24 protein-coding genes are annotated in these 23,633 nt (G+C 60.7%); 20 read left to right on the plus strand and 4 right to left on the minus strand.

All coding sequences use genetic code 11. The features are described from left to right. The first annotated feature begins 50 nt into the window (after positions 1–50). From HYX42_RS16840 to HYX42_RS16855, 4 genes are all read left to right on the plus strand, one after another. Positions 51–1,463, plus strand: coding sequence for a hypothetical protein (locus HYX42_RS16840; protein WP_293405111.1), 1,413 nt, complete (start codon positions 51–53; stop codon positions 1,461–1,463). A 140-nt stretch (positions 1,464–1,603) separates the two neighbouring features. Then, on the plus strand, positions 1,604–1,789 hold the full coding sequence (locus HYX42_RS16845) for a DUF1328 domain-containing protein (RefSeq protein WP_293405113.1): 186 nt from the start codon (positions 1,604–1,606) through the stop codon (positions 1,787–1,789). After that, complete coding sequence (locus HYX42_RS16850; protein ID WP_293405115.1) at positions 1,790–2,098, plus strand: hypothetical protein; 309 nt, start codon at positions 1,790–1,792, stop codon at positions 2,096–2,098. A 63-nt stretch (positions 2,099–2,161) separates the two neighbouring features. Continuing rightward, positions 2,162–3,001: a transglutaminase family protein gene (locus tag HYX42_RS16855; protein ID WP_293405117.1), complete on the plus strand. Its 840-nt coding sequence runs from the start codon at positions 2,162–2,164 to the stop codon at positions 2,999–3,001. Between the two features lie 33 nt (positions 3,002–3,034). Here the strand turns inward: HYX42_RS16855 and HYX42_RS16860 are convergent, their stop codons facing one another. Beyond that, complete coding sequence (locus HYX42_RS16860; protein WP_293405120.1) at positions 3,035–4,006, minus strand: tripartite tricarboxylate transporter substrate binding protein; 972 nt, start codon at positions 4,004–4,006, stop codon at positions 3,035–3,037. A 217-nt stretch (positions 4,007–4,223) separates the two neighbouring features. On the opposite strand from HYX42_RS16860, the gene HYX42_RS16865 reads away from it, so the two are divergent. Both HYX42_RS16865 and dinD read left to right on the plus strand, forming a co-directional pair. Continuing rightward, the gene (locus HYX42_RS16865) at positions 4,224–5,324 is read left to right on the plus strand and encodes an ABC transporter substrate-binding protein (RefSeq protein ID WP_293405122.1); all 1,101 of its coding nucleotides are present in this window, start codon (positions 4,224–4,226) and stop codon (positions 5,322–5,324) included. Between the two features lie 125 nt (positions 5,325–5,449). Then, complete coding sequence (dinD, locus tag HYX42_RS16870) at positions 5,450–6,346, plus strand: DNA damage-inducible protein D (protein ID WP_293405124.1); 897 nt, start codon at positions 5,450–5,452, stop codon at positions 6,344–6,346. Positions 6,347–6,397: 51 nt separating this feature from the next. Here dinD and HYX42_RS16875 read toward each other — a convergent pair whose 3' ends face one another. Further along, positions 6,398–8,617, minus strand: coding sequence for a malate synthase G (locus tag HYX42_RS16875; RefSeq protein ID WP_293405126.1), 2,220 nt, complete (start codon positions 8,615–8,617; stop codon positions 6,398–6,400). 370 nt (positions 8,618–8,987) lie between these two features. On the opposite strand from HYX42_RS16875, the gene HYX42_RS16880 reads away from it, so the two are divergent. Beyond that, positions 8,988–10,205, plus strand: a complete 1,218-nt coding sequence (locus HYX42_RS16880) for a CaiB/BaiF CoA-transferase family protein (protein ID WP_293405128.1) — start codon at positions 8,988–8,990, stop codon at positions 10,203–10,205. Here the strand turns inward: HYX42_RS16880 and HYX42_RS16885 are convergent. Continuing rightward, positions 10,202–10,483 (minus strand): hypothetical protein, encoded by a 282-nt coding sequence (locus HYX42_RS16885; protein ID WP_293405130.1) that lies wholly within the window; start codon positions 10,481–10,483, stop codon positions 10,202–10,204. The two genes, HYX42_RS16880 and HYX42_RS16885, sit on opposite strands and share 4 nt — an antisense overlap. Here HYX42_RS16885 and HYX42_RS16890 point away from each other — a divergent pair. The 4 genes from HYX42_RS16890 to HYX42_RS16905 all read left to right on the plus strand — a co-directional run bounded on the left by HYX42_RS16890 (position 10,482) and on the right by HYX42_RS16905 (position 13,655). Continuing rightward, positions 10,482–10,613: a hypothetical protein gene (locus tag HYX42_RS16890; protein WP_293405132.1), complete on the plus strand. Its 132-nt coding sequence runs from the start codon at positions 10,482–10,484 to the stop codon at positions 10,611–10,613. The genes HYX42_RS16885 and HYX42_RS16890 overlap by 2 nt on opposite strands. A gap of 371 nt (positions 10,614–10,984) precedes the next feature. Further along, on the plus strand, positions 10,985–11,818 hold the full coding sequence (locus HYX42_RS16895) for a ThiF family adenylyltransferase (protein ID WP_293405456.1): 834 nt from the start codon (positions 10,985–10,987) through the stop codon (positions 11,816–11,818). Between the two features lie 8 nt (positions 11,819–11,826). Then, positions 11,827–12,660: an amidohydrolase family protein gene (locus tag HYX42_RS16900; RefSeq protein WP_293405135.1), complete on the plus strand. Its 834-nt coding sequence runs from the start codon at positions 11,827–11,829 to the stop codon at positions 12,658–12,660. Positions 12,661–12,683: 23 nt separating this feature from the next. Continuing rightward, entirely contained in the window at positions 12,684–13,655 is a 972-nt protein-coding gene (locus HYX42_RS16905) for a LysR family transcriptional regulator (RefSeq protein WP_293405136.1), read from the plus strand. Positions 13,656–13,658: 3 nt separating this feature from the next. Here the strand turns inward: HYX42_RS16905 and HYX42_RS16910 are convergent, their stop codons facing one another. Then, the gene (locus HYX42_RS16910; RefSeq protein WP_293405138.1) at positions 13,659–14,129 is read right to left on the minus strand and encodes a hypothetical protein; all 471 of its coding nucleotides are present in this window, start codon (positions 14,127–14,129) and stop codon (positions 13,659–13,661) included. Between the two features lie 135 nt (positions 14,130–14,264). Between HYX42_RS16910 and argS the strand changes: the two genes are divergently transcribed. The 9 genes from argS (at position 14,265) to HYX42_RS16955 (ending at position 23,623) form a co-directional block, all read left to right on the plus strand. Continuing rightward, on the plus strand, positions 14,265–15,941 hold the full coding sequence (gene argS, locus HYX42_RS16915; protein WP_293405140.1) for an arginine--tRNA ligase: 1,677 nt from the start codon (positions 14,265–14,267) through the stop codon (positions 15,939–15,941). A gap of 21 nt (positions 15,942–15,962) precedes the next feature. Further along, positions 15,963–16,643 (plus strand): SPOR domain-containing protein, encoded by a 681-nt coding sequence (locus tag HYX42_RS16920; RefSeq protein WP_293405142.1) that lies wholly within the window; start codon positions 15,963–15,965, stop codon positions 16,641–16,643. Between the two features lie 93 nt (positions 16,644–16,736). Beyond that, entirely contained in the window at positions 16,737–17,396 is a 660-nt protein-coding gene (locus HYX42_RS16925; RefSeq protein WP_293405144.1) for a thiol:disulfide interchange protein DsbA/DsbL, read from the plus strand. Between the two features lie 167 nt (positions 17,397–17,563). Continuing rightward, complete coding sequence (lptA, locus tag HYX42_RS16930; protein WP_293405146.1) at positions 17,564–18,208, plus strand: lipopolysaccharide transport periplasmic protein LptA; 645 nt, start codon at positions 17,564–17,566, stop codon at positions 18,206–18,208. 12 nt (positions 18,209–18,220) lie between these two features. Continuing rightward, on the plus strand, positions 18,221–19,045 hold the full coding sequence (lptB, locus tag HYX42_RS16935) for an LPS export ABC transporter ATP-binding protein (protein ID WP_293405148.1): 825 nt from the start codon (positions 18,221–18,223) through the stop codon (positions 19,043–19,045). A 136-nt stretch (positions 19,046–19,181) separates the two neighbouring features. After that, a complete protein-coding gene (locus HYX42_RS16940) occupies positions 19,182–20,732 on the plus strand; it encodes an RNA polymerase factor sigma-54 (RefSeq protein WP_293405150.1) in 1,551 nt (516 codons plus the stop codon). Beyond that, on the plus strand, positions 20,729–22,063 hold the full coding sequence (locus HYX42_RS16945) for a THUMP domain-containing protein (RefSeq protein ID WP_293405152.1): 1,335 nt from the start codon (positions 20,729–20,731) through the stop codon (positions 22,061–22,063). The genes HYX42_RS16940 and HYX42_RS16945 overlap by 4 nt, the downstream gene beginning before the upstream one ends. Beyond that, positions 22,060–22,470 (plus strand): putative toxin-antitoxin system toxin component, PIN family, encoded by a 411-nt coding sequence (locus HYX42_RS16950; RefSeq protein ID WP_293405154.1) that lies wholly within the window; start codon positions 22,060–22,062, stop codon positions 22,468–22,470. Before HYX42_RS16945 ends, HYX42_RS16950 begins: the two co-directional genes overlap by 4 nt. 148 nt (positions 22,471–22,618) lie before the next feature. Continuing rightward, positions 22,619–23,623, plus strand: a complete 1,005-nt coding sequence (locus tag HYX42_RS16955; RefSeq protein WP_293405156.1) for a tripartite tricarboxylate transporter substrate binding protein — start codon at positions 22,619–22,621, stop codon at positions 23,621–23,623. Positions 23,624–23,633: the final 10 nt, after the last annotated feature.

The following is a 23,633-nucleotide window of genomic DNA, read 5'->3' on the forward strand; positions in this document are numbered from 1 at the left end:
CGTGCGTTTTCATGCGCCCCGGGGACAGGCGCGATTTGCCACAATGGCGCATGGCACGATATTTCAAATGGCTGCTGTTGGTTCTGCTGGCACTTGTTCTGTTGCTTGCGGCTGTGATCTTTGCGCTTCACCGCTGGGTCGGCTCTGACGACTTCAGGCAACGTGTGGAGCGCGAGGCGGGCGCGGCGCTGGGTGTGCCGGTTGTTGTGGGCAGCATGACAGTTGATGTCTGGCCCTTGCCCGCCGTGGCCTTTGGGGGCCTGACGGTGCAAAGCCAGCCCCCGGTCACGCTTGAGCGGCTGGAAGTACGTCCGCAGTGGCAGGCATTGATGCGCGGTGAGTTGTCGATCGCCACGCTCATCATCCGCAAGGCGGTGCTGCCCCAGCAAGGCATAGACGCCATCCTGCTCGCGCTACAGAAAAAGAAGCAGGTCGCCGTGGTCGGCCGGCCTGCGCCTGCGGGGCCGGCGACAGCGTCTGCACCTGCAACACCTGCCGCCGCACAAAAACTGGCGCCGGCTCTACCGGCAGCAACGGTCGTCACTGCACCTGCAGACGACCTGACGTGGCTGCCGCGCCGCACGATTCTTGACGATGTCACCTGGGTCAGCAACACCGGCACCAGTACCGCCGTTGAAGGCGAGGCCAGGCTGGGCGCAGACGCATTGCCCGACAGCGCCAGCCTCAAGCTGATACGCGGCAACCTGCAGGGCCTGACGGCGCAGCTCAGGCGTGAACCGCGTGCCACAGCAGACAGCACAGCAGACCAGTGGGACCTGCAGGTCAATGTGGGCGGGGGCAAGATGGCCGGCAAGCTGGGGCTGGAGCGCAAGGTCGTGAAAGCCGGCCCTGAGCTGGTGGTGCAGGGCAAGATTGAAACGCGTGATGTCGAGGTCTCGGCCCTGACTGCGCCCAACAAACCCCTGAGCGGCAAGCTCGAAGCCAACACCACCCTCAATGCCCGCGCCGCCACCACTGCAGCGCTGGTCGAAGCGCTGCAGACCCAGACGACCTTCACCGTGCACGGCGCGATTGTTCACGGCATTGACCTGGCCAAGGCCGTCAGGACGGTGGGCCTGAGCCGCGGCGGGCAGACGGAGCTGCAGACCCTGGCCGGCCATATCGCCACCAACGGGCGTGCGGCCCAGCTGAGCAACCTTGTGGCGACATCAGGTGCGCTCAGCGCCACCGGGAATGTGGCGGTGTCACAGGCGAAAGCACTCAGCGGCCTTGTCAGTGTGAACCTTTCGGCCGAAAGCAAGCTGGGCAACGCCATTGGCGGCGCGGTGGCTGTGCCGCTGGTGGTGAGCGGTACGCTGGATTCGCCCGAAGTCACACTGTCACGGGCCGCGCTGCTGGGCGCAGCCCTGGGTAAGGCCGTCATGCCCGGCGTTGGCACAGGCGCGGGCGCCAACCTGGGCAGCAAGCTCAGCGAGGGCCTGGGCAAGCTGTTCAGAAAGTAAATTTCTCCAGCTCCGGCAGCACTTGTCCTACAGGGTGAAGCGGGGGCTACTGATTCGGCCGGCGCCTGCCGGCTTTTAGTATCAATGCATATCAACCCAACTGTGCGCAGGCATCTGCCCGTGCCACCAAGGAGTCATTGATGCTCAAGTACGCCATCATTTTTGCGCTTATTTCCCTCGTTGCGGCCGCTCTCGGTTTTGGCGGCATTGCTGCCGGTTCTGCCGGCATCGCCAAAATCCTCTTCGGCCTGTTCCTGATCCTGGCAGTCGTGTTCATTGTGCTGGCTGCGCTGGGCGTGGGCGCCGCGAGAAAAGTGCTGAAGTAAATGCAGCCTTCTGAAGGAAGGGAGCTTGCGCCTTTGGGCAACGCGGGTCTTGTTGCGCGGCTGCGCCAGCGGCTTTTCCCGGCCAGCTCTGCGGTAAAGCCTGTTGCAGCGCCCGCTGCCTATGCGCCTGACAAGATCAAGGCCGGTATTGCCGAGCTTTTACTTGTCAATCGCCTGAAGGCGCGCAGTACCCGCAAGACACAGGCCAAAGACGTGATGGAGCGCGCAGCGCACATCGTGTTTGTCACCTGCAAGAACTGGTTCACGCCTACCGACGGCAGGTTGCCCGAGCGAAGGACGCCGCTTTAATCGCTCATGTTTCCGATGGCAGTCAGTGACTGCCATTTTGTTTTGACCCACTCATTAAAAACTATGCATACCGCCACCGTTGACCTGCTGCTTGACTACGAAGTCACCCATCCGGCACACTTCCTGTTTCACATTGAGGCTGCTTTTCATGAAGGCCATAACATCCTTGAGGAGCGCCTGACCATCACGCCCAGCATGAAGGTGCGCACGCATTCGGACGAGCGCAACGGCAACCGCTTTGTGCGGCTCGATGCGCCCAAGGGCGTACTGTCTGTCAACTACCACGCGAAGATCGAGCTCAACCCGGTGGCGGTGCCGCTGCATCTTGATGAGTCGCCCGTGACATCCGTCCCGGATGACGTGCTGCGCTACCTCATGCCCAGCCGTTACTGCGAATCCGACGTGATGAGCCGCGTCGCGCAGCAGCTGTTCGGCCACCTGCCGCACGGCCTGAGCCGCGTGCGCGCCATTGAAACCTGGCTGCATGAGTCGATTTATTACCTGCCCGGCTTCAGCAACTCAACCACCACCTCGCAGGAAGTTTTTGTGCAGCGTGCCGGTGTCTGCCGCGACTTTGCGCATCTGGGCATCACGCTGTGCCGCGCTCTGAACATCCCCGCACGGCTGGTTGTCGGCTACGTTTATTTTGATGAGCCGCCGCAGGATTTCCATGCCGTGTTCGAAGCCTGGCTGGACGACCGCTGGGTGCTGTTCGACGGCACCAAGATGGCGCCGATTGACCGCCTTATCCGCGTAGGCACGGGCCGTGATGCCAAGGACGTGGCCTTTGCCACCATCTTTGGCGCGGTGGTGATGACCCGCAAGGAACTGACCATAGACCAGGGTGACAGGCTGGTGGCGGTACCGGCAGATGCCAGCCCGCCAGCGCTGTCGCTGGTTTGAATGCTGGTTGGAATTAGCTGGCTCGCGGACGCTTCAATCGGGCTGAATGTTGTTGGCGCTGATGACGCTGGCCCAGCCTGTGATGCCATCCGAGATTATTTTGGCAAAGGCCTCAGGCGTTCCGCCTTCGGGGTCAAACGCCTGTTGCAACAGCGCGCTGCGCACGGCGGGGTCCTTGAGTACGGCATTGATCTCCCGGTTTAGTTTGTCGATCACGGGGCGCGGTGTACCTGCAGGCGCGACAAAGCCCTGCCAGGAACCGAACTTGAGGTTGGGCAGGCCCTGTTCTGCAAAAGTGGGCACGTCAGGCAGGGCGGCCGAGCGGGTCGCTGTTGATACGGCCAGTGGCCGCAGCTTGCCGTCACGAATAAAGGGAAGGGCCGGTGCAATGGTCACGATGATGCCGTCAGCATGCTTGCCAAGAACGTCGGTCAATGCAGGCTGCGCGCTTTTGTAAACCACGGGCGTCACTTTGATGGCCGCCTGGTTTTGCAGCACCAGCACGCCCAGCTGGCCGGGTGTGCCTATGGCCGGCGATGCGAGCGAAAACGGCTTGGCGCCCGGCTTCTGGGATGCCGCAATGAACTCTTTCACGTTGCGTACCGGCACGTCGGAATTGACGGCAAACACCTGGGGCGACGAGATGGCGTGCACGATGGGTGCAAAGCTGTTGATGGCGTGGAAGGGCAGGTTGCGAAACAGCGTCTGGTTGACCGACAGCCCGTCGCTGGCCACAAAAATCGTATAGCCATCAGGCGCTGCCTTGGCCACATAGCCTGCTGCGATATTGCCCGCGCCGCCGGGCTTGTTCTCAATAACCACAGACTGGCCCACACGTTTGCCGAGTGCTTCGCCGACGATGCGCGCCAGGATGTCAGGGCTGCCACCGGGCGCTGCGGATACGACGATGGTGATCGGCTTGTTCGGGAAGGCCTGCGCGATGGCCGAACCTGCTGTTGCGAAAGTCAGGGCCAGTGTGGCGGCAAGTGTGGTGACGGGTTTCATGTGCTCTCCAGCGAAATGTCAAACGGGAGGGCTACTCTAAAAACAAAACGTCAAAAAACGAACGAACAAGATGTGATGAGTTCATGCGCAAATCAGCTTTAAAAAAGCGTCAGCTCATCGCATGAATTTGTCATAAGCATTCGCCAATAAAGTTGTTGTGCAGGCGCATGCAGCTGCCTAGCATGGGCGCTCTTTTCAACTGAAACCGAGGCCTTGAATGAGCACCAACAACCCTTCAAAAACGTCACGTCCCGATGCGCTCTGGTACACCCGCTGCCCGGTGCCTACCGCCTCGGGCATCGCCATCCATCAGGGCTGGATAGACCAGGAGTTTGCAAAAGACGGCATCGTCGTGTCGTCCCTTCGCTCATCGCCTGACCGCGCCGTGCGCGAGTCGCACTTCGACCATCGCCAGGCCAACTCCTTCCGCCAGGGCGGCAACGCGCCGCCCATCTGGTCGCGCTCCGAAGGCCAGGATGTTGTCGTCGTCGGCCTGACCTGGCTGCCGCAGTACCAGTCCATCCTCACGCTGCCTGGCTCGGGCATCAAGACTGCGAAAGACCTCAAGGGCAAGCGCCTGGCCCTGCCACGCCGCATGAACGACAAGATCGATTTCTGGCGCGCCTCTGCATTGCAGGGCTACCTGCAGGTGCTGGCCGCTGTTGGCCTTGGCGAGAAAGACGTGAACTTTGTGGACCTGGCTGTTGAGCGCACCTACATCGGCCAGCAGAAGGCTTCGCATGCGGGGCCGCTGTTCGACGCACGTCAGTCGGCACAGGCGGCCAGCGCCGAGGCCTTTGCGCTTATACGAGGTGAAGTCGACGCGATCTACACCTACGGCGCAGCCGGCCCTGCGCTCGAAACCTTTCTGGGTGCGCATGTGGTGGTCGACATCAACCACCACCCCGACCAGGAAGTCGCCATCAACAACGGTACGCCCAATGTGCTGACCGTCAGCGGTGAACTGGCGCGCAAGCATCCCGACATCGTGGCGCGCTACCTGTCGCAGGTGCTGCGCGCCGCCTACTGGGCACGAGAGAACCGCGAAGAAGCGGGCGCCATCATTGCCGAAGAAGTCTCGGTCGTGAAGGAATGGCTGCCTGATGCATTTGATGAAAGCCTGTACGACAATCTGCTGCCCTCGCTGGACGCGAAGCTCGTGCATGCGCTGGAAGTGCGCAAGGACTTCATGTTCAAACACGGCTTCATCAAGAATGATTTTTCAATCGCCGAATGGATTGATCCGAAGCCGCTCGCTGCGGCGCGGGAGATTTTGAAGAGTCAGGCCAACAAGCCAGACATACGGCTGGCGGCATAAGAAATAGGCGCTGTGAGGCGCCTTTTTTTCACACTGACCAAGCGCACAAACAAGGATTTAACAACAAACCGTATTTGGGCTGATCAGATGGCTGTGTTTTTAATCAGTATTTACCTCATAATTGAATGGCAAACAGTCAACTGGGAGCCAACGTGAATACTGGACCAACAACAGTAGTGACTTCGGGGTTTGAGTCCTTGAGGCAAACCAATGAGCACAATGCCGAATACTGGCGGGCGCGAGATCTGCAACCCATGTTGGGGTACACGCAATGGCGCCGGTTTGAGCAAGCCATTGAACGCGCAGTGGCTTCCTGCGAGGCATCCGGCAACAAACCTGAAAACCATTTTGCCGGCGCCGGCAAAATGGTCGACTTAGGCTCCGGCAGTCAAAGATCTGTTGAGGACTATCACCTCTCACGCTTTGCCTGTTACCTCATCGCTCAAAACGGTGATTCACGCAAACCGGAAATTGCGCAGGCCCAGCAGTACTTCGCGCTTCAGACGCGACGGCAGGAATTGAGCGACCAGGCATTGGCAGATGCTGAGCGCATAGAGCTGCGCAAACAGACGGCCGGAGAATTCAGGGCATTGTCCGGCGCGGCACAAGACGCTGGCGTGCAGAGCAAGATGTTTGGTGTGTTTCATGACGCGGGATACAAAGGCCTTTATGGTGGTCTCGGCCGTGATGCTATCAAGCAACGCAAAGCCATTCCCGAAAAAGACAACCTGCTTGACCGCATGAATGCGACTGAGCTGGCTGCTAACCAGTTTCGAATGACCCAGGCTCGGGACAAGCTGGCGCGCGGTGTGAGCGGTCAGGCGCAGGCCATCCAGACCCATGAGCAGGTTGGCAAGGAGGTGCGCGATGCCATCAAAAGAATCGGCGGCACGCTGCCTGAAAATATTTCACCGGCCGAGCACATCAAGGAAGTTGAAAAGCGCATCAAAAAGGCGACGCCGAAATTGACCTTGAGTGAGCGTGAAGCGAGTGGCCTGCTGGGTGGAAAGGAAAAGTCATGAAAAAAGCGGCACTCGAAGTGCCGCTTTTCATTGGTGGTATGGCGTGAACGCTTATACCGCCCCAGCCTTTACCTTCAAACGCCAGGCATGCAACAGCGGCTCGGTATACCCACTAGGCTGCTCCAGTCCCTTGAAGACCAGGTCGCAGGCCGCCTTGTAAGCGGCTGACTTTTCAAAGTTGCCGGCCATGGGGTGGTAGAGCTTGTCGCCTGCGTTCTGTTTGTCGACGACGGCTGCCATGCGCTCGAATGTTTCTTTCACCTGCGCTTTGGTCACCACGCCATGCAGCAGCCAGTTGGCCATGTGCTGGCTGCTGATGCGCAGGGTGGCGCGGTCTTCCATGAGGCCTATGTTGTGGATGTCGGGCACTTTGCTGCAACCCACGCCCTGGTCGATCCAGCGCACCACGTAGCCCAGGATGCCCTGGGCGTTGTTGTCGAGTTCCTGCTGCTTCTCTTCTGCGCTCCAGTCGGGTGTGCTGGTCACGGGGATTTGCAGCAGGTGGTTGAGGATGCCGTTGCGCTCCTTGTTCGCGTCAATCTTTTCGAGGTCTTTCTGCACCTTGCTGACCTTGACCTGGTGGTAATGCAGCGCGTGCAGCGTGGCGCCGGTGGGGCTGGGCACCCAGGCGGTGTTGGCGCCGGCTCTGGGGTGGCCGATTTTCTGCTCCATCATGGCTTTCATCAGGTCAGGCATGGCCCACATGCCCTTGCCGATCTGTGCCTTGCCGCGCAGGCCGCAGCTCAGGCCGACCAGCACGTTGCTCTTTTCATAGGCGGCGATCCAGGCGCTGGTCTTCATGTCGCCCTTGCGGATCATGGGACCGGCGTGCATGGCGGTGTGCATCTCGTCGCCGGTGCGGTCCAGGAAACCGGTGTTGATAAACGCGACGCGGCTCTTCGCGGCGGCGATACAGGCCTTGAGGTTGACGCTGGTGCGGCGCTCTTCGTCCATGATGCCGAGCTTGACGGTGCTGTCGGGCAGGCCCAGCATTTTCTCAACGCGGGTGAAGAGTTCTGCGGCAAAGGCAACTTCATCGGGGCCATGCATCTTGGGCTTGACGATGTAGACCGAGCCCTTGCGCGAGTTCTTGATGCCGGCCTTGCCTTTGAGCTTTAAATCGTGAATCGCGATGGTCGTGGTGACCACGGCGTCGAGGATGCCTTCGGGAATTTCTTTCGTCGTCCCATCAGCGGCGGTGTACAGCACGGCCGGGTTGGTCATCAGGTGGCCGACATTGCGCACAAACATCAGCGAACGGCCGTGCAGCACGACAGGTTTGCCCTTGCCGTTGGGCGATGTGTATTCGCGGTCGGGGTTGAGGCCGCGGGTAAAAGTCTTGCCGTCTTTCGTCACGCTTTCGGTCAGCGTGCCCTGCAAAATGCCCAGCCAGTTGCTGTACGCCAGCACCTTGTCGTCGGCATCGACAACGGCGACGGAATCTTCGAGGTCAAGAATCGTCGAGAGCGCGGCTTCAACCACCAGGTCGCTCACGCCGGCGGCGTCGCTGCGTCCAATCGCGGTAGTGCGGTCAATGCGGATGTCGAGGTGCAGACCGTTGTGCTGCAGCAGCACTGACGACGGCTCTGACGCCTTGCCCTGGTAGCCGGTGAACTGGCTGGCGTCTTCAAGGCCGGTGGTCTTGCCGTTTTTAAGTTCAACAAGCAGCTTGCCGCCCTTGACGCTGTAGCCGGTTGAGTCGATGTGCGAGCCGGTCTTGAGCGGTGCGGTGCGGTCCAGCACATAGCGTGCGTATTCAATGACTTTTGCACCTCGCACCGGGTTGTAACCCTTGCCTTTTTCAGCGCCGTTTTCTTCAGAGATCACGTCGGTGCCATACAGCGCGTCATACAGCGAACCCCAGCGTGCGTTGGCGGCGTTCAGTGCATAGCGGGCGTTCAGGATGGGCACAACGAGCTGTGGGCCTGCCTGTTTGGCGAGTTCGGCATCGACATTGCCGGTGGTGATGGTGACCTTTTTGGGCGAGGGCACAAGGTAACCGGTCTGCTCAAGAAAGGCGCGGTAGGCCTTCATGTCGGTGATAGGGCCGGGGTGCGCCTTGTGCCAGGCGTCCATCTCGGTCTGCAGGCGGTCACGCTCGGCCAGCAGGGCGATGTTTTTGGGCGCCAGGTCGGTGACGATGGCGTCAAAGCCTTTCCAGAAGGCCGCAGCCGTCACACCTGTGCCGGGCAGCACTTTTTGTTCGATGAACTGGTAAAGGTTGGTGGCAACCTGCAGCTTGTGGGCGGTGGTGCGTGGCGTTGTGGTCATGACGGGTCCTGGGTAGAAACAAAAATAAGGCTGGGGCGCGGCGCGCTGGCGTTGTGCAAACAGCATGCCATTTGCGCTGTGAGCTGTCTTTAGTGATGCAACTACTGTATTCGATACTTGATTCGTGATTAATACTTCATTAATTGTTTTATCCATGACAAAAACTTATGCAATTGAAGCCGGCAGGAGGTATTTTGGCCTCCAGGACGCCCAAAAAACGGCTTTTTGGGTCATTTTCAGGCATCAAATCAGGCTGCAAGCCAATAAATACGTACGTGAGCAGCTATAAAAAGAATAGCGTTTTGTCCGGCAGACGATCCTGGGTGCAAACCTGCGTCGACAGGGGGCTGAACGCTTTTATGCTCTGGCCATGACAAAACCCGCATCGCCTCCCTCCGCAGCTCCTCAGGACAGCCCGCCGCTCCCGCTGGCCGGCATACGTGTGGTCGAGTTCACCCATATGGTGATGGGCCCGACCTGCGGCATGGTGATGGCCGACCTGGGCGCCGAGGTTATCAAGGTAGAGCCCCTGACTGGCGACAACACACGCAAACTGATTGGGGCTGGCGCCGGTTTCTTCAGCATGTTCAACCGCAACAAGAAGTCGATTGCGCTTGATTTACACAGCGCAGCTGGCAAGGAGGCGGCGCTCAGGCTGGTCGCCACCGCAGACATCGTCAGTGAAAATTTCAAGCCAGGCACCATGAGCAAGCTGGGGCTTGACTATGCCAGCCTGAAGAAACTCAACGAACGCCTGATTTACGTCAGCCACAAGGGCTTTCTGCCCGGCCCCTATGACCACCGTACCGCGCTGGATGAAGTGGTGCAGATGATGGGCGGGCTGGCCTATATGACAGGCAGGCCGGGTGACCCGCTGCGCGCCGGCAGCAGCGTGAACGACATCATGGGCGGCATGTTTGGCGCGATTGGTGCGATGGCCGCGCTGGCGCAGCGCAACCTCACCGGCAAGGGGCAGGAGGTGCAGTCGGCGCTGTTCGAGAACAACATCTTCCTGGTGGCCCAGCACATGATGCAGTTCGCTGTTACAGGCAAGGCGGCCGAACCCATGCCCAGCCGCATCTCGGCCTGGGCCGTGTACGACGTGTTTGCGGTGAAGGGTGGCGAGCAGATATTTCTGGCTGTCGTCAGCGACACGCAATGGGCGCTGTTCTGCAAGGCCTTCGGGCTGGTAGAACTGCAGGCCGATCCGCGCCTGGTCACCAACAACGACAGGGTACGGGCACGCGAATGGATGATGCCGCTGCTGCGTTCGCGCATGGCAGAGCACACCGCTGCCGAATTGAGCGCGGTGTTTGAAGCGCACGGCCTGCCGTTTGCGCCCATTGTCAAACCCCAGGATTTGTTCAATGACCCGCACCTGCAGGCCACGGGGGGCCTTGCGCCCATGACGCTGCCCGACGGGCAGCAGACACAGGTGCCGCTGATGCCGTTGATGATGGACGGCCACCGTCCCGGCGTGCGGCTGAACCCGCCCGGGCTGGGCGAGCACACACACGAATTGCTGAAAGAGCTGGGTTACGACGACGAAGCCATCAAGGCGCTCGTCGCCGGCCCGACTGGAACCTAGCGGGCTGGCGGGACGATCACGACGGTGTCACCGCCGGTAGCGCCGCGCTGGCCGGTGCTGCCTGTGTCGCCCGTCATGCCGGTGGTTCCGGTTGAGCCGGTGGCGCCGGTGCTGCCGACTGAACCGGTTGAGCCCGTGGACCCGGTGGCGCCCGTAGGGCCGGCAGGGCCTGGAACCGGAACGGTCACCACGGCGGGTGTCACCACAGCCGCAGGGCGGTCACATGCGCTCAGGCTCAGGGCCACCAGTGCGGCTGAAATAACGATTGAATAGTTCATGAAAATCTCCATTGAATTGCAGGGTAAAAACCGCAATCCGGGATGGGTACAGGCCCACCAGGGTCGGTGCGGGGAAAAAGCCGCCATTCAAAGTGTTGGACAGCTTTTGATGGCAAACCCGTTGTTGTGACGACCTCTGCGCAGTTGTAAGGCCCTGACGGACCAGGCTGCGTAGGCGCGCAACCCCAGCAGGCGTGGTGGTATGGCCTGTGCGAACTGCCCCGGGGGCTGGGGCAAAGTCCAGAACGGCCCCGTCCAGGACCTTGTTGTTCGGCGCAGTTGAGCCGCCATAAATACCAGCACCGACAAAACGCTGCGTCCGCCCGGACCATCCCATCCCATCCACTTTGATGCCACCCTATACTTCGCGAATGGACCAGACAGTACATTTCTCACCTCCTTCAGAAGAGCGGGCCAGACTTGAAGATTTGGCGTTGACAGCTACCTGCCGGCACTGCGGGCAGATGTATCCGCTGTAAAGGCTGCAGGCAAATGACACACGTGATTAATGGCAATACTGAAATCATTGCGCACATTGGTTTCCCGACGCATGCCTTCAAGGCGCCAATGATCTACAACCCCTGGTTTGCAAAGGCCGGGGTCAATGCCATCGTCGTACCCATGGGGTCCCGCCCCGAGCATTTCCCTGATTTTTTGCGCAGCGTTTTTCGCCTTTCCAACATCCGGGGCGCATTGATCACCATGCCGCACAAGGTCGTGACCGTCGGGCTGCTGGACGACGTGTTCCCGACCGCCGCCATCGCAGGCGCCTGCAATGCAGTGCGCCTTGGGCCTGATGGCCGGTTGCAGGGAGACATGTTTGACGGCGAAGGCTTTGTGCGCGGCGTGCTGCGCAAGGGCTGCGTGCTGAAAGGCGCTCGCGTTCTGGTGGTGGGTTGCGGGGGTGTGGGCTCGGCCATCGCCGCATCGCTGGCTGCGGCAGGTGTGGGCGCCATCAGCCTGTTCGACGCCCATGCGGAATCGGCGCGCGGGCTGGGCGAGCGCCTGAAGCGGCATTACCCGGCTCTGGAAGTCAGCACAGGCAGCAACGACCCTGCCGGTTTCGACGTGGTGGTCAATGCCACACCGATGGGCATGAACGAGGGCGACCCCATGCCCATGGATGTGTCGCGCATTGCGGCCACCACTTTTGTCGGTGAAGTCGTCATGAAGACCGAGATGACTGCCTTCCTGAACGCCGTGCAGGCGCGCGGCTGCCGGTTTCAGGTGGGGTCTGACATGCTGTTTGAGCAGATTCCGGCTTACCTGGAGTTTTTTGGGCTTCCCGTGACCACACCCGAGGTGTTGCGGTCCATTGCAACGCTCAGTTACTGACAGGTACAATGACCGCCACGCCGGAACCCCGCATTGACTGCCATGTGCACGTGCTTGATCCGGCCCGGTTTCCCTACACACCAGATGCCTGGTACAAGCCCCTGCCCATGGAGACCGGCACGCCGGCGCAGCTGGGCCGGGTGCTTGATGCCCATGGGGTGAGCCACGCCCTCATCGTGGGCCCCAACTCGGGCTACGGTCTGGATAACCGCTGCCTGCTCGATACAGTTGCGCAGGGCAAGGGTCGTTATAAAGGCATTGCGGTCGTTCGCAACGATGCGAGCCGTGCAGAGCTGCAGGACCTGAAGGCTGCAGGCATTGTGGGCGTGGCGTTCAATGTGGCCCTGCTGGGGCTGGCGTATTACCGCGACATCGGCCCGCTGCTTGAGCGCCTGCGTGAGCTGGGCATGTGGGCGCAGGTGCAGGTCGAAAAAGACCAGTTGGCCGATATGGCGCCCATGCTGCAGGGCAGCGGCGCAAACCTTGTGTTTGATCACTGTGGCCGCCTGGACCCCCAGGCGGGTGTCGGGCAGGCCGGTTTTGCCGCACTGCTGGGGCTGGCCGGGACCGGGCGCGCCTGCGTCAAGATTTCCGGCCTGACCAAATGTTCAAATTTGCCTTACCCCTACCCGGATGCCCTGCCTTATGTGCAGGCCCTGCTGGCGGCCTACACGCCGCAATCTCTGGTGTGGGCTTCTGACTGGCCCTTCCTGCGCGCCCCGGACCGGATTGACTACGGGCCTTTGCAGGGCCTGTTTGAACAGCTTGTGCCAGACGCCACAGCGCGCCGCACCATTCTGTGGGACACCCCGAAACGCCTGTTTGGATTTGAGGAGCGCTGAATGGCCCCCGCATAATCCTGCGGATGGACAAACTCAAGCAGCTTGAATCCTTTGTATCTGTGGTGGCGCGCGGCAGCCTGGCCGCTGCGGCGCGTGCCGAAGGCGTGGCACCGGCCATCATGGGCCGCCGCCTGGATGCCCTTGAAGAGCGGCTTGGCGTGAAACTGCTGGTGCGGACCACGCGCCGCATGTCTCTCACGCATGAGGGCAGTGCCTTTCTTGAAGACTGCCAGCGCCTGCTCTCCGACATCGCCAACGCCGAGGCCAGTGTGTCTGCCGGCGGGGTCAAGGCGAGCGGGCATTTGCGCATCACCGCGCCAGCGGGTTTTGGCCGTCGTCATGTCGCGCCGCTGGTGACTGCGTTTCGCGAGCAGCATGCCGACGTGACGATTTCGCTCAACCTCAGCGACCGCGTGGTGGACCTTGCCGGAGAGGGTTTTGATTGCGCAGTGCGCGTGGGCGATTTGCCTGACTCATCGCTGGTCAGCGTGCGCATGGCCGACAACCGACGCCTCTGCGTGGCCGCGCCCGGCTATCTTGAGATCCACGGAACGCCGCAGCACCCGTCCGAGTTGTCAAAGTTTGACTGCCTGACGCTGTCAAGCGAAGCCTCTCAAACCCGGGGCTGGGCATTCATGGTGGACGGAGAGCTGGTTTACCTCAAGCCGGGTGGTCCGCTCGATTGTTCTGACGGACAGGTGCTGCATGACTGGTGCCTGGCGGGTTACGGCATCGCCTGGCGCAGCACCTGGGAGGTCGAGGCTGAGGTCGCTGCCGGTCAACTGGTGGCGCTGCTGCAGGAGTTTGCCGCGCCGCCCAACGGTATTTATTGTGTCTTTCCTCAGCGCAAGCATTTGCCGTTGCGTGTGCGGCTGTGGATAGACTTTTTGAAGCAGAACTTCAGCGAGCCGGGTTACTGGCATGGCGAAATTCCAGCACCGGAAAATGAAAAAGCCCATCCGCCTGCGGCGAATGGGCCATTGCCTGTGCTGTAAAGATTACTTCTTGGCGTCTTTGGCGTCCGCCTTCTTGTCGGCCACTGGCTTGGCGTCTGCTTTTGCCATGGGCTTGGCTTCAGCGGCTTTCTTGTCGCCGGAAGCATCGGCAATACATTTCTTCTCAAAGCTGGATTTGGCAGCACCGGCGAGCTTCTTCTCGGCGGATTGGGCTGCGCAGGCAGCTGCAGGGCTTGGCGTTGCAGCGCCACCTGCATCAGCAATACATTTCTTCTCAAAGCTGGACTTGGCAGCACCGGCCAGTTTCTTTTCAGCAGACTGGGCAGCACAGGCTGCAGCCGGGCTGGCGGCGGCTGCATCGGCCATGCATTTTTTCTCGAAGCTGGCCTTGGCGGCACCGGCGAGCTTCTTCTCAGCAGACTGTGCTGCGCAGGTATCTGCGGCGTGGGCCACAGGTGAGAAGGCCATGGTGAGGGCGAAAGCGGTGGCGATCAGTGACAAAAGCTTTTTCATGAGGGGCTCCGGTTGGGAATCAGGCGAGTGGAAAAGTAAGGGTGTTTTGGGTTCCAGTGGGAATTCCAACATATAAAGCCATCCCTCACAAGATGGATGACGAGTAGCTTTTGTCCTTAAACGTAAAATCAGGGCATGCTCGCTATAAAAAATGAACTGCTCGCAGCACTGGCTGACGGGCTGGAACAGCTTTCCCCCGGTGCGGGCGACAAGGCTGCGTTTGAGTCACCCAAGGTGGCTGCGCACGGTGACTTCGCCTGTACGGCGGCCATGCAACTGGCCAAACGCCTCAAACAGAACCCGCGCCAGGTGGCGGAAGCGCTGAAGGCCATCCTGCTGGCCAAACCGGCCTATGAAAAGTGGGTCGACGCAGTTGAAATTGCCGGCCCGGGTTTTATCAACGTCAAACTCAAGCCTGTTGCAAAACAGGAAACCGTGCGTGAAGTTTTGCACGCAGCTGCGCAGTACGGCGTCAAGCCGCAGGCTGCTGGCCAGCGCATGATTGTCGAGTTCGTATCGGCCAACCCGACCGGCCCGCTGCACGTGGGCCACGGCCGCCAGGCCGCGCTCGGCGATGCGATCTGCAACCTGTTTGTCACGCAGGGCGTTGATGTCTACCGCGAGTTTTATTACAACGATGCGGGTGTGCAGATACACACGCTGGCCACCAGCACGCAGGCGCGCGCCAAAGGCATCAAGCCCGGTGATGCAGGTTGGCCCGAGTCGGCCTACAACGGTGACTACATCGCGGACATTGCGGCAGACTTCCTCGCCAAAAAAACCGTCAGGTCGGATGACCGCGAATTCACCGCCTCTGGTGACGTGGAAGACCTCGACTCGATCCGCCAGTTCGCCGTGGCCTACCTGCGCCGCGAGCAGGACCTGGATTTGCAGGCCTTCTCGGTACGCTTTGACAACTACTACCTCGAGTCCAGCCTGTACAGCTCTGGCCGGGTCGATGCAGCAGTGGGCAAACTGAAAGCTGCAGGCAAGACTTACGAGCAGGACGGCGCGCTGTGGCTCAAGTCCACCGACTACGGTGACGACAAGGACCGGGTCATGAAAAAGGGCGACGGCACCTACACCTACTTCGTGCCCGACGTCGCCTATCATCTGGCCAAATGGGAGCGCGGTTTCAGCCGCGCGATCAATATCCAGGGCATGGACCACCACGGCACCATCGCCCGCGTGCGCGCCGGGCTGCAGGCGGCGAATGAAGGTGTGCCCCAGGGCTACCCTGACTACGTGCTGCACACCATGGTGCGTGTGGTGCGCAATGGCGAAGAGGTCAAGATTTCAAAACGTGCGGGCAGCTACGTGACGCTGCGCGATTTGATCGAATGGACCAGCGCTGATGCAGTGCGCTTCTTTTTGCTCAGCCGCAAGCCTGATACCGAATACATCTTCGATATCGACCTGGCCCTTAGCAAAAACAACGAGAACCCGGTGTACTACGTGCAGTACGCGCATGCGCGCATCTGCTCGGTGCTGGCGGCGTGGGGTGGCGATGAGGCGACGCTGAAGGCTGTCGATTTGTCGCCGCTGGTGAGCGCGCAGGCGCAGGCGCTGATGCTGTTGCTGTCCAAATACCCGGACATGCTGGCCAACGCCGCCAGCGGCTTTGCGCCGCACGATGTGGCCTTTTACCTGCGTGAGCTGGCCGCCTGCTATCACAGCTATTACGATGCCGAGCGTATCCTGGTTGATGAAGAGCCCGTGAAGCAGGCGCGCCTGGCGCTGGTCGCGGCGACGGCGCAGGTGTTGCACAATGGCCTGGCGGTGCTGGGCGTGAGTGCCCCGCGCAAGATGTGAACAGACCCTAACGAGACGAGCATGACGCATTCCCAAACGGCCAGACCCCGGACCTCCAACAAGCAGCGTGGCGGCACCCTGCTGGGCATCATTATCGGCGCGCTGCTCGGGCTGGGCGCTGCGCTGGCGGTGGCGGTTTACGTGACCAAGGTGCCCGTGCCCTTCATGAACAAGGGCCAGGTGCACAGCGCTGACAACGACGCCGCTGAAGCCAAAAAGAACAAGGACTGGGACCCGAATGCGGCGCTGGCCGGCAAGAACCCGGCACGGCCTGCCGCAGTGGCTTCTGGCACAGTGGGAACCGAGAGCCCGGTGGCGACTGCGAGCGCCGCCAAAGGCAGCAAGCCAGCGGCCTCGGCTGTTTCGGCCGACCCGCTGGGTGATCTGGCGAAGGCCAGGTCCGAAGCCAAACCCAGGACTGAGGCCAAGCCTGACACTGTGGCGTCGGCTGGCAGTAGCGCAGACCCATTCAGCTATTTCATACAGGCAGGCGCTTTCCGGACGCCGGAAGACGCTGAAGCGCAACGCGCCAAGCTCTCGCTGATTGGCTTCCAGGCCAAGGTGACAGAGCGCGAACAGTCTGGCCGTACCGTGTACCGTGTGCGCCTCGGGCCTTTCGACAAAAAGGATGAGGCCGACAAGATCAAGGAAAAGCTGGACAGCAACGCCATTGAAACGGCCCTCGTCAGGGTCCAGCGCTGAACTTTTGGCAGCCTTGGTGTCCAACATGCTGTCTTGTGCAGCAGTTTTGTGCCAGGCCTTCAGGGAATTTCGAGTTTTTCAGGAGAAACATAAATGCAACGACGTCAGTTCTCGCTTTCGGCTGCCACGGTAGCCGCCGCTTCCCTCGGGGGTGCCTTTGTACTGCCGGGTACCGCTCTGGCTCAGGGCAAACCCCCGCAGGACGGGGTTGATTACCTGACGCTGGACAAGGCTGCCACGCTGGAGGCACCCGCCGGCAAGATCGAGGTGGTTGAGTTCTTCTGGTACAGCTGCCCGCACTGCAACCGTTTTGAGCCCCAGCTGGAGGCTTGGCTCAAGAAGTTGCCTAAAGACGTGTTCTTCCGTCGTGCGCCGGTATCGTTCCGGCCTGACTTTGAGCCGCAGCAAAAGCTTTACTACACGCTGGAAGCCATGGGCAAGGTTGACGCGATGCAGAAAAAGGTTTTTGACGCCATCCATGTTGAAAAACAGTCATTGACCACGGCCGACCAGATCATTGCCTGGGCCGGTGTTCAGGGCCTGGACAAGGCGAAGTTTGCGGAGACTTACAACTCCTTTCCGATCGCCACCAAGGTCCGCAAGGCCACGCAACTGCAGGACCAGTACAAGGTGCAGGGCGTACCTGCGCTGGGCGTGGCTGGCAAGTATTACACCGACGGTACCCAGGCCGGGACCATGGAGCGTGCCTTGGTGGTGACCGATTTCCTGGTCGCCAGCGCCCGCAAGAAATAAGTTGCCTGGCCTGCTCCGGTCTTTGAAACGGGGCGCACAAGCAAAAAACCCGCCAAGGCGGGTTTTTTTACGCGTAAAGCCCGGCAACCGGCTGCGGATAAGCGGGCCTGTGCGGTTTTCGGTCGCTACAATGGGCTGAAACAACGCGCAGCAAGATTCGTGCCTTTATGAAATACCCCACTTTTTTGACGAAAACCGCCGCGGCTCTTGCTGTGCTGACCGTGCTGACCGTCTTGCCGGTTGCTGCTGAGCAGGCTGACCGCGATAAGCCCATGAACGCCGAGTCTGATGCCCTGCGTTATGACGACTTGAAGCAAACCAGCGTTTTCACGGGCAACGTGGTGATCACCAAAGGCACGACCATCATTCGCGGCGAGCGGGTCGACGTCACCCAGGACCCCGAGGGCTACCAGAAAGCCATAGTGATCGCCCCGGCGGGCAAGCTGGCCTTCTACCGCAAGAAGCGGGAAGGTCTTGACGAGTTCATCGAAGGCGAGGGCCTGCGCATTGAGTACGACAGCCGTCCCGATGTCGTCAAATTCATAGGCAGTGCCGTGATGCGCCGCTACAAGGGTGCGGTTCTGTCCGATGAATCGACCGGCTCGCAGATCAACTACGACAACGTGACCGATGTGTTCACTGTTGAAAGTAACGCCCAGAACAAGTCCGCCACCAACCCTACGGGGCGTGTGCGCGCCTTGCTGTCACCCCGCAACGCGGCCTCAGGTGCGGCTGGCACCCCTGCTGCAACGCCGCCTGCGTCTGCTGCCACCCTGCGCCCCAGCAATACGCTGGGTAACGAGAAAAACTAGGCCCCTGAATACATGGATACGGAAAACGTGAACGTTGCTGAAAGCGCAACACTGGAATCGTCTTCTCATGAAACCAGCGGCGGCGGCGTTGCGGCGGTCAGCCAGCTTGTGGCGACAGGGCTGCAAAAGTCCTACGGCAGCCGTACGGTGGTCAAGGATGTTTCGCTGTCGGTCAAAAGCGGCGAGGTCGTGGGCCTGCTGGGCCCCAACGGCGCCGGCAAGACCACGTCTTTCTACATGATCGTAGGCCTGGTGCGTGCCGACGCGGGAGACATCACGATTGACGGCAACCCGGTCGAGCAGATGCCTATACACAGGCGCGCACGCCTGGGCTTGAGCTACCTTCCACAGGAGGCGTCCATCTTCCGCAAGCTGACGGTCGAGCAGAATGTGCGCGCAGTGCTTGAACTGCAGACTGACGACGCCGGCAAGGCCCTGAGCCCCGCCGCCATCGGCGAGCGCCTTGACGCGCTGCTCAAGGATCTGCGCGTGGACCACCTGGCAGATTCGCCAGCCCTCGCACTGTCCGGGGGTGAACGCCGCCGCGTCGAGATCGCGCGTGCGCTGGCCACCCAGCCGCGCTTTATTTTGCTGGACGAGCCCTTCGCCGGTATTGACCCGATTGCCGTGATCGAGATCCAGCGCATCATCGGCTTCCTGAAGGCGCGTGGCATTGGCGTGCTGATCACCGACCACAACGTGCGGGAGACGCTGGGCATCTGCGATCACGCCTACATCATCAGCGACGGCCATGTTCTGGCCAAGGGTACGCCGTCGGAGATCGTCAACAACGCCGATGTACGCCGCGTCTATCTTGGCGAACACTTCAGGATGTAATGGCTCCCCCCCGTCGTTGGCTCACTGCGTGTAGCCCCTTCCCCCCTGCAGGGGGCTGCGCCTGCAGTCCGGCAAAGCCGGCCCTGCGGCCCATGCTTGCTCAAGACTCTTCGTTTTCAGTTATGCGGAAAACGGCATGAAGCAGGGCTTGTCGCTTCGCGTCTCGCAGCATCTTGCGCTGACGCCGCAGCTGCAACAGTCGATACGATTGCTGCAACTCTCCACGCTTGAGCTCAGCCAGGAGGTCGAGCAGATGCTCGACGAGAACCCCTTTCTTGAGGTGACGGAAGAGTCTGCTGTGCGTGAAGAGTTTGGCCTGGACCACATCAACACGCCGGTGAGCCAGGACAACCAGGAGTTTGAATCGGCCGGTGATTCGATGTCTGGCGGTACGATCGATTCAGGCACAACAAGCAGCACTGAATCGGAGACGACACCTGAAATCAGCTCTGAAGCCAGGCTGGAAGAAAGCTGGGAGGGCGATGGTTCCGTGGAGTCGGCGCCTGACGACAGTGAATGGGGTGGTGATGCCCTCCCGCGCAAGAACAATAATGGCGATGACGGTGATGCCGACGCCTCCGATCTTGCACGCAGCCATGAGTCGCTTCAGGACCATCTGCACCGCCAGTCGCTGAGCCTGCGCCTGTCCGAAGAAGACAGGGCGGCTTTGCACTTTCTGATTGAGTCACTCAACGACGACGGTTACCTTGAAGACACGCTGGCATCGCTGGCCAGAGGCCTGGCCGGTGATGACCTTGAACAGGCCGAGGAGCTGGAGCAGCATTTTGCGATGGCGCTCAAGCTCCTGCATCACATGGAGCCGCCCGGCGTGGGCGCGCGCAACCTGGCCGAATGCCTGGGCCTGCAACTGCTCGATTGTCGCGATTGCGATGAGACACGCGCTGCCATCGCCATGTGCAGGCAACCCATGGAACTGCTGGCCAAACGCGATGTCAAGCGCCTGTCGCAACTCTGCGGCTACCCCGATACCGTCATTAAAAGTGCGATTGCACTGATAGGCCGGCTCGACCCCAAGCCGGGCCGGCGTTTTGTCAATGTGGAGCGCAACCTGGTGGTGCCCGACGTGCTGGTTGTGAAGGTCGGCCGGGGCTTCAAGGTCACGCTCAATGGTGACGTGATGCCCAAGCTGCGGGTACATGACATTTACGCCAATGCGCTCAAGCAGCACAAGGGCCAGGGTGGTCAGGCGCTGCAGCAACGCCTGCAGGAGGCCCGCTGGTTTATCAAGAACATCCAGCAGCGCTTTGACACCATCCTGCGCGTGAGTACTGCGATTGTCGAGAGGCAGAAAAATTTCTTCACACATGGTGAACTTGCCATGCGGCCGCTTGTGCTGCGTGAGATTGCCGATGAACTGGGCCTGCACGAATCGACCATCTCGCGGGTGACGACGGCCAAATACATGAGCACGCCGTTCGGCACTTTTGAGCTCAAGTATTTCTTCGGATCGGCGCTGGGCACAGAGACTGGTGGGAATGCCTCGAGCACCGCTGTGCGCGCGCTGATCAAGCAGTTTGTGGTGTCTGAAAGCACCAAAAAACCACTCAGCGACAACCAGATTTCGGAAATGCTCAAGGAGCAGGGTATCGAATGCGCGCGTCGTACGGTGGCCAAATACCGTGAAGCGCTGCGCATAGCCCCAGCCAATTTGCGCAAAGCCTTATGAACCAACTTCAACTATTTTTACCCTGTGCCGCCGGCGTCGAGGCCTTGCTGGCCACAGAGGTGCAGCGCATTACAGGCATTACGGGCAAAGCCTGGCGCGCGGGCGTGCAATTGCAGGGTTCGTGGCGCGATGCCATGCAACTCAACCTGCACAGCCGCCTCGCTCAGCGTGTGCTGATCGAATTGCAACACAACCAGTACCGCAGCGAGCAGGACCTCTACAACGCGACGGCCAATGTCGCTTGGGAAATCTGGTTTACACCCAAACAGACCTTCAAGGTCGAGATTACAGCCCAACACAGTCCATTAACCAGCCTGAATTTTGCCGCGCTGAAAATCAAGGACGCGATTGCCGACCGCTTTCGCGCCAAGTTCGACGTGCGTCCTGATGTGGATACGCGCTGGCCCGATGTGCGCATCTATGTACACCTGACGGTCGATACGGTCACCATCTATATCGACACCTCGGGCGAGCCGCTCTTCAAGCGCGGCTGGCGCGAGGACAAGGGCGATGCACCGCTGAAGGAAACTTTAGCCGCCGCCATGATCGCCGCCAGCGGCTGGGACCGGCAATGCCGGGACGGCATGCCCCTGTACGACCCTTGCTGTGGCTCAGGCACCATCGCGATTGAGGCGGCGCAGATTGCCTGCAACATTGCACCTGGCATTAACCGGCGTTTTGCCTTCCAGAAATATTTGCCTTTCCAGCAGCACGTGTGGGACGGTCTGCTGGATCAGGCCGAGGCCGCCATCACCGAACCCACCGCACCAGTATTCGGCAGCGATGTTTCCTTCCGCATGGTTGACTTTGCCGAGCGCAATGCTGAGCGTGCCGGCGTGGCGAACGCCGTACAGTTTCGTGGCGGTGACGCCTTGCAGCGCATGCCGCCCGCACCTACCGGCGTGATGCTGGTGAACCCGCCTTATGGCGAACGCATTGATGTGGCCGGTGTGGCGGGTGCGCAGCGGCGTGAGAGCGCGCGCTCCGAATTCCAGGGGCAAGGCATTGACGAGTTCGGCCAGCCTTTGCCGCAAGCTGACGCCATACACGCGCTGCCGCGTGACCGCAACGCCAACCCGGCGCGCGAACAGGCCTTGACCGAGACGGGCGAAGAGGCCTCAGACTTCTTTCCGAAACTCGCTGCGCACTGGAAAAAAAACTACGCCGGCTGGACCGCTCATGTGCTGACACCTGACCTCAAGCTGCCCGGCAAGATGCGCCTGAAGGAGTCACGCCGCGTACCCATGTGGAACGGCCCGATTGAATGCCGCCTGTTCCGCTTTGACATGGTTGCCGGTTCGGCGCGTACCAAACCCCCTCGCGAGGCATGACACGTGAACTGATCGTCATCGACACCAACATCGTCCTTGACGTGGTTGTGTTCGGTGATGCGGCTGCCCTGCCACTGAAGCAGGCACTTGAATGTGGCAAGCTTGACTGGCTGGCCACGCCGCCCATGCGCGACGAACTTGAGCGCGTGCTGGCCTATGCGCAAATCGTCCCCCGCCTGGCTTTCTACAAACTGAAGGTTGAAGACGTACTCGCTGCCTTTGACAAACACGCACGCATCGTTGAGGTCGCCGCCAAGGCACCCGTTACCTGCAGCGATGCTGATGACCAGGGCTTCATAGACCTCGCGGTTGCGCACAAGGCAATGCTGCTGAGCAAGGACAAGGCTGTGACCTCGATGACCAAACGTCTGCTCGCGTATGGCGTCGTCGTGCGCAGGACCCTGTGACCGTGCAGCCCGGCTCGGTCAATTCAGGCATGTTTATATAGCGGACTTTTATGGTCATGTGGTCATGACAATTGCTTCGTTGTAGAAGCGCGCTCCGGCTCCTAGTATTCGCCTCTGGCTCATTTCAGCCAGATCAACGAATACTGACATGACCTCCCTTTCTCCGACCTCCCGCGCTTCATGGCCCAGGCGCACCGCGCTTGCCTTGCTGATCGTGCCACTGCTTGCAGGCAGCCTGCCTGCCCGCGCCGAGTCTGCCGCCGACTACCCCAGCAAGCCCATACAGATTGTGTTTCCGTGGTCGCCCGGCAGTGATGAACTTGTGCGTGTACTGGCCACCGACCTCACGGCGCGTCTCGGGCAACCGGTGCTCATCGATTACCGCCCCGGTGCGGCCACCAGCATAGGCGCGGCGCACGTCGCCAAGGCCCCGGCCGATGGCTACACGCTGCTCTACGGCAGCAGCACCACCTTTGCCATCAACCCCAGCGCCTATGTCCGCCTGCCGTATGACCCGGCGCGCGACTTTGCACCCATTACGCGCCTCACCTCGTCGCCCTTCTTTGTCTTTGCCAGTCCCAAACTGCCCGTGAATTCGCTTGGCGAATTGCTGGCGCTGGCCAAAAAACGCCCGGGCGAAATCAGCTACGCCACGCCAGGCATTGGCTCAGTTCCGCATCTGTCCATAGAGCGCCTGGCCCAGCAGGTGGGCGTCAAGCTCAATCACGTTCCCTACAAAGGCAATGGCCAACTGATGACCGACGTCGTGGGCGGCCACGTCGATTTTTCATTCAGCGTGCATGCGCAACCCTTCATTCAGGACAAGCGCGTGAAAGGCCTGGCCTTCACCGGCGCGCAGCGCTCGGCGGCCTTGCCCGAACTGCCCACGGTGTCGGAAACCGGCGTGGGCCCCTACACCTCCTCTGTCTGGTTTGGTCTGGTCGCCCCTGCAGGCACGCCGCCGGCGATTGTGAAAAAGATTAACGAGGCTGTGCGCGAGGCTATGGCCCAACCTGCATTCAAGGCCAGATTTGCAGCCCAGGGCATAGACCTCTCGCCCAGCACACCTGAAGAATTCGCGGCCCAGATACGCAACGAGATCCCGGTCTGGCGGGAGGCCGTGCGCCTGGCCGGGGTCACGCCCGCTAACTGAAACCTGAACC

This window comes from Polaromonas sp. (genome assembly GCF_016185115.1).
GTDB lineage: Bacteria > Pseudomonadota > Gammaproteobacteria > Burkholderiales > Burkholderiaceae_C > Polaromonas.

Coding starts and splice junctions, on each gene's coding strand:
- HYX42_RS16840 (WP_293405111.1), top strand. CDS start 51: ATGGCACGATATTTCAAATGGCTGCTGTTGGTTCTGCTGGCACTTGTT.
- HYX42_RS16845 (WP_293405113.1), top strand. CDS start 1,604: ATGCTCAAGTACGCCATCATTTTTGCGCTTATTTCCCTCGTTGCGGCC.
- HYX42_RS16850 (WP_293405115.1), top strand. CDS start 1,790: ATGCAGCCTTCTGAAGGAAGGGAGCTTGCGCCTTTGGGCAACGCGGGT.
- HYX42_RS16855 (WP_293405117.1), top strand. CDS start 2,162: ATGCATACCGCCACCGTTGACCTGCTGCTTGACTACGAAGTCACCCAT.
- HYX42_RS16860 (WP_293405120.1), bottom strand. CDS start 4,006: ATGAAACCCGTCACCACACTTGCCGCCACACTGGCCCTGACTTTCGCA.
- HYX42_RS16865 (WP_293405122.1), top strand. CDS start 4,224: ATGAGCACCAACAACCCTTCAAAAACGTCACGTCCCGATGCGCTCTGG.
- dinD (WP_293405124.1), top strand. CDS start 5,450: ATGGCAAACAGTCAACTGGGAGCCAACGTGAATACTGGACCAACAACA.
- HYX42_RS16875 (WP_293405126.1), bottom strand. CDS start 8,617: ATGACCACAACGCCACGCACCACCGCCCACAAGCTGCAGGTTGCCACC.
- HYX42_RS16880 (WP_293405128.1), top strand. CDS start 8,988: ATGACAAAACCCGCATCGCCTCCCTCCGCAGCTCCTCAGGACAGCCCG.
- HYX42_RS16890 (WP_293405132.1), top strand. CDS start 10,482: ATGAAAATCTCCATTGAATTGCAGGGTAAAAACCGCAATCCGGGATGG.
- HYX42_RS16885 (WP_293405130.1), bottom strand. CDS start 10,483: ATGAACTATTCAATCGTTATTTCAGCCGCACTGGTGGCCCTGAGCCTG.
- HYX42_RS16900 (WP_293405135.1), top strand. CDS start 11,827: ATGACCGCCACGCCGGAACCCCGCATTGACTGCCATGTGCACGTGCTT.
- HYX42_RS16905 (WP_293405136.1), top strand. CDS start 12,684: ATGGACAAACTCAAGCAGCTTGAATCCTTTGTATCTGTGGTGGCGCGC.
- HYX42_RS16910 (WP_293405138.1), bottom strand. CDS start 14,129: ATGAAAAAGCTTTTGTCACTGATCGCCACCGCTTTCGCCCTCACCATG.
- argS (WP_293405140.1), top strand. CDS start 14,265: ATGCTCGCTATAAAAAATGAACTGCTCGCAGCACTGGCTGACGGGCTG.
- HYX42_RS16920 (WP_293405142.1), top strand. CDS start 15,963: ATGACGCATTCCCAAACGGCCAGACCCCGGACCTCCAACAAGCAGCGT.
- HYX42_RS16925 (WP_293405144.1), top strand. CDS start 16,737: ATGCAACGACGTCAGTTCTCGCTTTCGGCTGCCACGGTAGCCGCCGCT.
- lptA (WP_293405146.1), top strand. CDS start 17,564: ATGAAATACCCCACTTTTTTGACGAAAACCGCCGCGGCTCTTGCTGTG.
- lptB (WP_293405148.1), top strand. CDS start 18,221: ATGGATACGGAAAACGTGAACGTTGCTGAAAGCGCAACACTGGAATCG.
- HYX42_RS16940 (WP_293405150.1), top strand. CDS start 19,182: ATGAAGCAGGGCTTGTCGCTTCGCGTCTCGCAGCATCTTGCGCTGACG.
- HYX42_RS16945 (WP_293405152.1), top strand. CDS start 20,729: ATGAACCAACTTCAACTATTTTTACCCTGTGCCGCCGGCGTCGAGGCC.
- HYX42_RS16950 (WP_293405154.1), top strand. CDS start 22,060: ATGACACGTGAACTGATCGTCATCGACACCAACATCGTCCTTGACGTG.
- HYX42_RS16955 (WP_293405156.1), top strand. CDS start 22,619: ATGACCTCCCTTTCTCCGACCTCCCGCGCTTCATGGCCCAGGCGCACC.